The organism is Cellvibrio sp. OA-2007 (assembly GCF_000953825.1).
In the GTDB taxonomy this organism is placed as follows: domain Bacteria; phylum Pseudomonadota; class Gammaproteobacteria; order Pseudomonadales; family Cellvibrionaceae; genus Cellvibrio.
The window spans coordinates 20,368-29,347 of record NZ_BBUL01000067.1; the positions used below are offsets into that span (position 1 = coordinate 20,368).

The window sequence follows — 8,980 nt, forward strand, 5'->3', positions numbered from 1 at the left end:
GCGCTACCAATTTGTCAGTTGTTTAGTTATTCAAAGCTAACGTCATCGATGTAGTAACTTGATTCTGTCGCACTGTTGACTGGCCCCATAAAGCGCACACCAAAGCCACTCAATTCGCCGCCCATAGTGGAAATATCCAGCGTCAGGTCAGCACTGCCATTGACCAGTGCAACCGCACCACCATCTTTCCAGGCGTAGTCTTTATCCTTAGCGAACAATTGCACTTGTGTGGTGTTGCCTGTGTTAGCGGCATGCACAGAAATTTTTAGCGTGGTGACATCACCTAATAACACTCCGCCAGTTGGATAAATTTGCAGAATGATATTGTCGTCACCGTTTTGTAGTTGCGTGGTTCCAGCAAGAGCAAGTCCGCCTGATTTGCTCCACTCACTTGCCAAATGGATTCCCGCTTCTGGCGACCAGTTTTTCTGGAATTCCCACTTGCCTGTGCCCTCAAAATCGTAAACCACCTCATTATCTAATTTGACGGTATCGATATAGAAACCAGCAGCAGTGCTGGTGATATCAAAGCCTTCAAATTGCACGCCAAGACCTTGCAATGTAGTAAGTGCAGAAACATCAATTTGCAGTGTGGCATTACCGGTTGCAGAGACTGCACCGGAATCCAACCACTCCCAGTTATCGCCATGTTTCACAAATAATTTGGCAGTGGTACCCGCACCGGCATTGGCAGAGTGAGCAACCAAAGTGAGGGTTTGTTTGCTGGACACATCAATTCCACCGGTAGGGTAGGCTTGCAGTATCACGCTGTTGGGCGCATTTTCTTTGGTTAAATCTTTAATTAAACCTAAAGATCGGCTGCCCGTGTTTTTCCAATTGCCTGAGAGGGTCGCGCCTGCAGTTGCAGCCCAGTTCACTTGGCCTTCCCACGGAGAAATTGCCGGTTCAAAGTCATAGAGCACTGCATCGTCCAGCATGACTTTATCGATCGCAAACGTAGCCATGGTGCTGGTTGGGTCAAAACCTTCGAACTGCACGCCAATACCCTGAAGCTTTTCCAGTGCAGATACATCAATCGTCAAGATTACATCGCCTGCGGTAGACACCGCGCCTGAATCAACCCAAGCCCAATCATCGCCGTGTTTTACAAACAATTTTGCGGTGGTGTTAGTACCAGCGTTGGCCGAGTGGGCGACCAGTGTGAGTGTTTGTTTGTCAGCGACATCAATACCGCCAGGAGGATAGGCTTGCAGTACAACACTGCCAGGTGCATTCACTGTGCTCAGGTTTTTGGTCACCGATAATGCATGCCCACCTTGGGCGGCCCAACCGCTGGACGCCATTGCACCAGGCACATCACCCCAATTGATTTGTGCGCCCCAACCAGAAACAGAAAGTTCAAAACCATCGTACAAACCAGCTTCTACTTTCGCGCGGCCACCGGGAACATCATCCAGATTCAATGTGCCTTCAAATTCATAGCTGGCTTTTACCTCAGCGGCGTCGGCATTTTGCGGCCCGTATTCGCTGCTACCTTCAGAACTCCAAGTTACAAAGTAAGCCCACCATGCATTTTGTTGTTGCATTAAGGCGATATCAGGAACTGTTCCGGTTTCAGTGAGTGCAATTAATTTTTTGCCATCAAAACGATCTTTCAATGTGGTGAATTGTGTTTTGAATGGATTGCCTGCGTTTTTGCCATCGTAGCCGTCATAGCCCACGATATCGACGTAAGCATCGCCCGGATACCAATCGGCACTCAGTGAGCCTGCGGCGGTATAAACCCAAATCAAATTATTAAGTTGATGCACTTCAGTAAAACGTTGATACATCAATTGCCACAACGCTTTCAATGATGCCGCATCAGATGCGCCCCACCAGAACCAACCGCCTTCTGCTTCGTGAAGTGGACGCCACAACAAGGGAATATCAGCATCTGCAAATTTTTTCAATTCAGCAGCGATATCATCCATATCAGAAATCAATGCTTGATAATCAGCGCTGTTTTGATCAGCCAAAGCATTTTTTAAATTGAAGTTGGTGGCGGTGGTGTAGAAACCGGAGTACCAAGCAGTGCTACCGCTACCGCTGCAGTTGGAATCTTTTAATTGGGTCGGTGAGTTCCAGTGCCAAAGTGGAGAGAGAATCACATTTTTGGTGTTGTGCTCGCTGATCATGTCTTCGCTGAGGAAGCCGGGTTCTGCTCCACAGTTAATACGTGAGCTGGAGTAATCCATCAAATCAAAAGCAACAATTGCAGGTGATTGTCCGCCAGTCATTTCAGTCACTTTGTTAAAATCACGCAGACCGGTTTTATTGCCCAGATCGTTGTAATCCATATATTCAGTTTGGCCGCTCAGTGTTTTTGCACCGTAGCTGCTAACCAAAAATGTCATTACGTCTTTAGTGGCTGCTGTTGCGTTTGCATTTACCAGTGTCGGTGCAACGGCTAAAGGTTTGGTCGGTTGTGGGGCGGGAATTAATAAAATGCTGTCGATGCGGTAGTAGTTCCAGCCACCGCCAATTTCGATGCTGTTGTCGCCTTCATTAATTTTAATGACATCAACACGCGCATTGTTCCAGCTGCTGGTAGCAAGAAATTGCACGCTGGCATCAACACCATTGGTTTTCACTACGGCTTCTTTTCCACCGTAAGATGCAGGAATGGCATATCGTACAAACAACGTGTAAAAACCAGCGCCAATCGTTTTGTCGCCAACCGTGCTACCAGAAGGGATTTGATAAATGACTTTGGCACCGGGGGTGATATCGGCAGTGTGAGAACCTACAGCACCGGTGATGTAATTGGAACCATTGTTCACCAGTGTTGCGCCGCCAACCAGCGTTGAGAACGCCGTATCTTCCGCTTCAAGAGTGATAATGACAGCAGGGTCATACACCAGAATTTCAATCTCATCGACCAGCGGGTTGCCGCTCGCGTCGTTAATAATGTTGTCGGCACTGTCGCGTGCCGAAATGCGGAATTTAAAGGTTTCCAATCCATCTACATCGGGTGAGGGAAAGGTCAGGTTGGGGGTAGTCCAATCGCTAACACCGGTAATAGGTGTACCGCCAATTTGTTCCCACCTTACGGCTTGGGTTGTAACAGTACCTACCAAGCGGCCAGACAAGGTAATGGTTTGGCCTTTCTCATATTCGGCATTGTCCCCTGCGATGACGCCCAGCGGTCGAGTTTCGGGAACGTAAGTCACGTCGTCATTATTGATTTTTGATCCGTTTCCACCTCCGCAGGCGGGAAGCAGTCCGAGACATAGCGATGTGAATAACAGTAGATTCACTCGCGCTAGGGTTTTTACTATGAGCATTGGTCACCTCAATTGTTTATATGGTTATAGATATTTGGATTTCTTCCTTGGGCGTGCGAAAGCAAAGAATGACTAGTGACTGAAGGTATTGTCATTAGTGGGACGTTGAATGGGTAATAACACAGCCCGTAAACATTTCATGTGTAATCGATTACATTTTAAAATGTGGCCGAGAATTTTTTTTTGATTTTTTTTGCCAGTCTCAAGTGGGCAAGGTGGCACCGATAAATATTATTATTAATTATCAATGGTTTATATCCTTATTCTGATGATGGTTCCTTATGTAGTAATTCGGAGACATGGTGTTTCTCTATGTAACCGGTTACTTTTTTGTTACTGATTGTTACGCAGATTTCAAAAGGCGGACAATCAGTATCTCCAGTATTGTGCCGTTCGGAAGCGAAAACCGCCTTTTGTAACAACAAAAAGCGGCGTTTTTAACTGATCCGAAATTTGAAAACTAAATCGCTGGGATATCTACCCAAAAGCGGATGTCGTCCGTTTCATGACCGCTTAAGTTGTTGTAAGTCCACTCGTAACCGATTTTGAAGTTATTGATGTCTTGCGTATTGGGGTTGCTCAAACCTGTAGAGCCATTGCGGTGGCCGGCAAACCAGCTATCGCCAAAGTAACTGCGACAAGTGTTGTACACAGTCACGTCCAAACTGCGGTCATTGTTCATCGCGGCGGATACTGAATAATCATTCGCGCCCAGACCTCTCCATGCAGAGTAGCACTGGCGCATCATGCCCCAGTTCTGCTTGGTGGCACCGGCGTTAAAGGCATCACCGGATTTACCATCGCCATAGGTGTAGTTGGTGTCCATCATTTCGGTTTCCATCATTGCAGAGGCTAGGAACCGGCGGTCAGCGCCAGCGTTTTTGTAGGCCACTTTATTGGCTCCCAGGCCGGATACGGTATAGCAACCGCAACTCATACCGCTTGGGCAGGACAGGCTAGTTGGGCAGCTTCCGCTAGTGCTGGTAGTGCCTGATGAGCTGGAGCTTGCCACTGTGCTGGGACACGAGTTGTAACCCACACAGCTTTGGTTGTTCTCCCAGCCCCAGCCGGTTGCTTGGGAAGTGCAGAGTGCATAGGTGGTGCCATACCAATCGCATTGCGCGGCTTGGGATGAAAAGGTGACGCAGCTTAGAAAAACGAATGAGATAAAAGCGAATAACTTTTTCATAGAAATCACTCCAGATTAGCGTCGTTATTAATGGCGCGCTAGGGTACTCACGGGCATTCATTTCCCAGGGAAAGATGAGTTAGCGCGCAGGATGATGAGATAGAAACAAATCGCTGTTGTGATGACTTACTTTTATTGTTGTGTTTCAGCCCGTGGGCTGCGCGAGGTTGCTTTTTGGGGCAAGCCAAGGGAATGCTGGCATAAATTGTAACCGATTACAACAAAACCTAATCTACAATATTAAGTAATAAGCTGAAATTACGGGGTTTAGGCAATTAAGTATTTAAAGAAGTACTTGAATTATGTATACGGTTACATTAATCTTTTTTTGAGTTGTGGTTTTTATCGGGTGATAATGGCGTCACTTGTTGGATTCCACCTCTAGAACGTAGTTATCGTGTTGTTTAGCTCCGCTTTGCGGAGCTTTTTTTAGGTGGCGCCTGTTTTCTTCGGTGCTGGCCCGGTGCTTTTGCGGATAATAAATTCCGTCGGCAGTACGCATTCGCGCTGGCTTAGGGGTTCGCCGTTGATGACTTTTAACAGCATGTCCATCGCCATCTTGCCCATTTCTTCAGCTGGTTGCGAAATCGTGGTCAGGCTTGGGTCGGAATACTTGGCGTAGGCGATATCGTCAAAGCCGGTGACTGAAATATCTTCCGGAATACGAATACCTTGATTTTTCAACGTCTGCATCGCGCCAATTGCCATTTCATCGTTCATCGAAAAAATTGCGGTAGGGCGCACTTTCATATTGCAGAACTGGAAGGCGGCGTTGAGGCCGGACCACATGGTGAAATCGCCTTCGGCAATCAAATCTTTTTCAAAGGGGATGCCCGCCTCCGCAATCGCTTCTTTATATCCCTCCAGACGGTCAATGGCGTGGGGGTTATCTTTTAGGCCGGAAATAACACCGATGCGTTTGTGCCCGAGCGAAATCAAATAATTCACCATGGTTTTGGCGGCGGCGCGGTTATCGATACGGATTGCCGGGCCGGTAGTGTATTCGCAGCCGCAGGCATTCACGCAGGGGATGTCCGGCGGGATATTGTTCTGACTTTTTTCCAAACTGGGGCGCAGCTGCACTATGCCGTCGGCAAGGCGGGTTTCTACGCGGCGGATGTAATCCATTTCGAGTTCGGGGTCGCCGCGGGTATCGCCCAGCAGTACTGCATAACCCTTTTGTTGCGCGCGGTCTTCCAGCGCACGAATAAAGAGTGAATAGAAGGGGTTGACTATATCTGGCACGAGTACCATCACGGTCACTACTTCATAGCTGCGGGTTGAGCGAAAGTTTCGCGCAAGCATATTTGGGTGATAGCCAATCTGTGAAATGGCGTTGTGAACTTTGTTAAGACTTATAGTTGAAACCATTTCTGGGTTGCTCAAAGCGCGTGACACGGTGGCGATTGAAACACCAGCCAAACGAGCGACATCGCGAATATCCGACATAGAAAACGACCTTTATAAGGTGACGCAAGAGCAGGCGAAGATTACGTTTGATAAGAAATTTGCATGTTTTCTGAAAATCTACTTCGCCCCCTCATCGGGAGACTAGCAAAAGCTAATGTAATCGGTTACATTTGTGAAGTGGTTTTCATAAGATTGTCACGAAATTTTGTTTCGTTGGCGCTCGATTTCATCTGCAGTGTGATCAAAATCTCAATCACTATGGCTGTCGCAGCGCCACTGACCTACTTGATGAATCTGGAAAGCTATTTCACCAACCCTATGCGATGGTGCTGAAAGGCACGGGCGGCAAATATTTCCTATGCACTAAGCAAATTTTTTGCAGCATGGATCTGTAGAGAGATGATTTTTTTAGATCTGTAACCGGTTACTTTTTGGTCTGAAAAGACTGTGTAAGTGCTGAATTAATGTGAATTTCACAGAGTGGAGTTATCAAACATGAGTCGTTTTAATGAAAAAGCCAAAGCCTTACTGCAACAGCACGAAGCTTTGGTAACAAAAAAGAATACAGTGAAAGCTTCCGGTAACGGCATTTACGATTGCTATGACAACCCGATTCTCACCGCAGAGCATGCTCCGATATTCTGGCGCTATGACCTGAATGAAAAAACCAATCCGCACTTGATGGAGCGCCAAGGGGTTAACGCTGCATTTAATTCCGGTGCGATGCTGTGGAATGGAAAATATATTTTGGCGGTGCGTGTGGAAGGTGTGGATCGCAAATCCTTTTTTGCGATTGCTGAAAGCCCCAATGGCATCGACAATTTTCGCTTCTGGGATTATCCCATCACCCTGCCGGAGACAGATCGCCCCGACACCAACGTGTATGACATGCGTTTGACCCAGCATGAAGATGGCTACATCTACGGTTTGTTCTGCACCGAGCGCAAAGATTTAAATCACCCGAATGACACTTCAGCTGCAGAAGCGCAGTGCGGTATCGCGCGCACCAAAGATTTGGTTACCTGGGAACGTTTACCGGATTTGATTACCCATTCCGGCCAGCAGCGCAATGTAGTGCTGCACCCGGAATTTATCGATGGCAAATACGGTCTGTTCACGCGCCCGCAAGATGGCTTTATCAGTGTCGGTGCCGGTGGTGGTATCGGCTGGGGGCTGGTAGATGACATGGCCAACGCCGAGGTGAAGTCGGAAGTGATTGTGGACGGCAAGGTTTATCACACCATCAAAGAAGTGAAAAACGGCCAAGGGCCTGCGCCGATTAAAACGGCAGAGGGTTGGTTGAACCTCGCGCACGGTGTGCGCAACACCGCTGCCGGTTTGCGTTATGTGCTTTACATGTTCATGACGGAGTTGGAGCGCCCGTGGGTAGTTACGCATCGCCCGGCCGGGCATTTTATTGCACCACACGGCGCTGAGCGGGTAGGCGATGTTTCTAACGTAGCCTTTTCCAATGGCTGGATCGTGAATGAAAACCATGAGGTATTTATTTACTACGCCTCATCCGATACGCGTATGCATGTAGCGACATCCACTGTAGAAAAGCTTGTCGATTACTGCAAAAACACCCCGGAAGACGGTCTGCGTTCAGCCGCTTCGGTCGCGGTGCGCAACGAATTGATCAGCGCGAATTTATCCATCCTGAAAGCGTTGGTGTAGTTGATGGATCACTCGGTGTTAGCGACGCGCGCAGCAATGTATTCCACAGATCATGCAGCGTTATTGCAACAGGAATTTCGTTCGGAATTAATTGCAATTGCCAACTGGTGGGCGACGCATTCGCCCGACCAGGAGCGCGGTGGTTTTTATGGCGAAATTGATGCGCATAATCATCCCGTAAAAGAGGCGAGCAAAGGGATTATTTTAAATGCGCGCATCCTGTGGTTTTTTAGCGAGGTTGCACAAGAGCTGGATGACCCTCGCTATCGCGAATGTGCGATGCGCGCTTACGATTATATCGTTGCCCATTTTTTTGATGCCGAGTTCGGCGGCGTTTACTGGGAACTGGATGCAAGCGGAAATCCCCTCAATACAAAAAAGCAAATCTATGCGCAGGCATTTACTATTTATGCGTTGGTTGCCTATTTTCAGTTAACCAAAAATGATGCCGCACTTGCGCGTGCTTTGGAGTGTTTTGAGTTGGTGGAGCGCTACGGTATCGATGGCGTCAATCAAGGTTATCTGGAAGCTTTTACGCGCGAATGGATGGCAATTGACGACTTGCGCTTAAGTGAAAAAGATTTGAATTATCCCAAATCGCAAAACACCCATTTGCATATTCTTGAAGCCTATACCACCTTGCATCAGGCGCATCCTGCACGGGAAATAAATGCAGCGCTCAGAGACAACATTGAGATGTTTGATCAGTACATGATTGATCGCAGCAATCATCACCTGCGCATGTTTATGGATTTGCAGTGGAATGATTTTTCGCCCGGCTATACCTATGGTCATGATATCGAAGCCAGTTGGTTAATTGCCAAAGCACTTGAATCACTGGGCGATGAAGACTACACGCAAACATTGACGCCCACACTGATAAAGCTCGCTGAGGTCACCCTACAAGAGGCAGTGGGCGATTACGGGCAGGTGATTGACTCCTACGACTTTGCTACCAATGCAATCAATGGCGATACCGTATGGTGGGTGCAAGCTGAAGCGTTGGTAGGTTTTTTATACGCTTACACCACCACTGATGATCAGCGCTATTACGCTGCTGCAAGCAATGTGTGGGAATTTATCAAGCAGTACCAAATTGACCAACAAAATGGCGAATGGTTTTGGTTATCCAATCTGGATGCGCCAGATCAGAATTGCTATTACAAAGCTGGCTTTTGGAAATGTCCTTATCATAACGGGCGCGCGATGATTGAAGCAATTTGCTTTTTGAGTCGGATCTAACGTAATTTGGAGTGTGTTAGTGATTTCTGTGTGAAATTGCAGAGCTACTGGCTAGCTAATGTAAACGGATGCTGTGAAAATATTTCAGTATTTCAGTATTTCAGTATTTCAGTATTTCAGTATTTCAGTATTTCAGTATTTCAGTATTTCAGTATTTCAGTATTTCAGTATTTCA

The 8,980-nt window shown here is 47.4% G+C and carries 5 protein-coding genes; 2 read left to right on the plus strand and 3 right to left on the minus strand.

The features are described 5' to 3' along the window. Positions 1-26: 26 nt before the first annotated feature. The 3 genes from AWU77_RS03210 to AWU77_RS03220 form a co-directional block, all read right to left on the minus strand. Positions 27-3,287 carry a glycosyl hydrolase gene (locus AWU77_RS03210; RefSeq protein WP_084617981.1) on the minus strand — a complete coding sequence of 1,087 codons (3,261 nt, stop codon included), beginning with the start codon at positions 3,285-3,287 and terminating at the stop codon, positions 27-29. Between the two features lie 460 nt (positions 3,288-3,747). Then, a complete protein-coding gene (locus AWU77_RS03215; protein ID WP_062059199.1) occupies positions 3,748-4,476 on the minus strand; it encodes a carbohydrate-binding domain-containing protein in 729 nt (242 codons plus the stop codon). A gap of 429 nt (positions 4,477-4,905) precedes the next feature. Then, positions 4,906-5,925 carry a LacI family DNA-binding transcriptional regulator gene (locus AWU77_RS03220; RefSeq protein WP_062059202.1) on the minus strand — a complete coding sequence of 340 codons (1,020 nt, stop codon included), beginning with the start codon at positions 5,923-5,925 and terminating at the stop codon, positions 4,906-4,908. A 456-nt stretch (positions 5,926-6,381) separates the two neighbouring features. On the opposite strand from AWU77_RS03220, the gene mgp130 reads away from it, so the two are divergent. Together mgp130 and AWU77_RS03230 are read left to right on the plus strand one after the other, a co-directional pair. Further along, positions 6,382-7,563 carry a 4-O-beta-d-mannosyl-d-glucose phosphorylase Mgp130 gene (mgp130, locus tag AWU77_RS03225; RefSeq protein WP_062059205.1) on the plus strand — a complete coding sequence of 394 codons (1,182 nt, stop codon included), beginning with the start codon at positions 6,382-6,384 and terminating at the stop codon, positions 7,561-7,563. 36 nt (positions 7,564-7,599) lie between these two features. Beyond that, a complete protein-coding gene (locus tag AWU77_RS03230) occupies positions 7,600-8,805 on the plus strand; it encodes an AGE family epimerase/isomerase (protein WP_062059208.1) in 1,206 nt (401 codons plus the stop codon). Positions 8,806-8,980 lie beyond the last annotated feature (175 nt).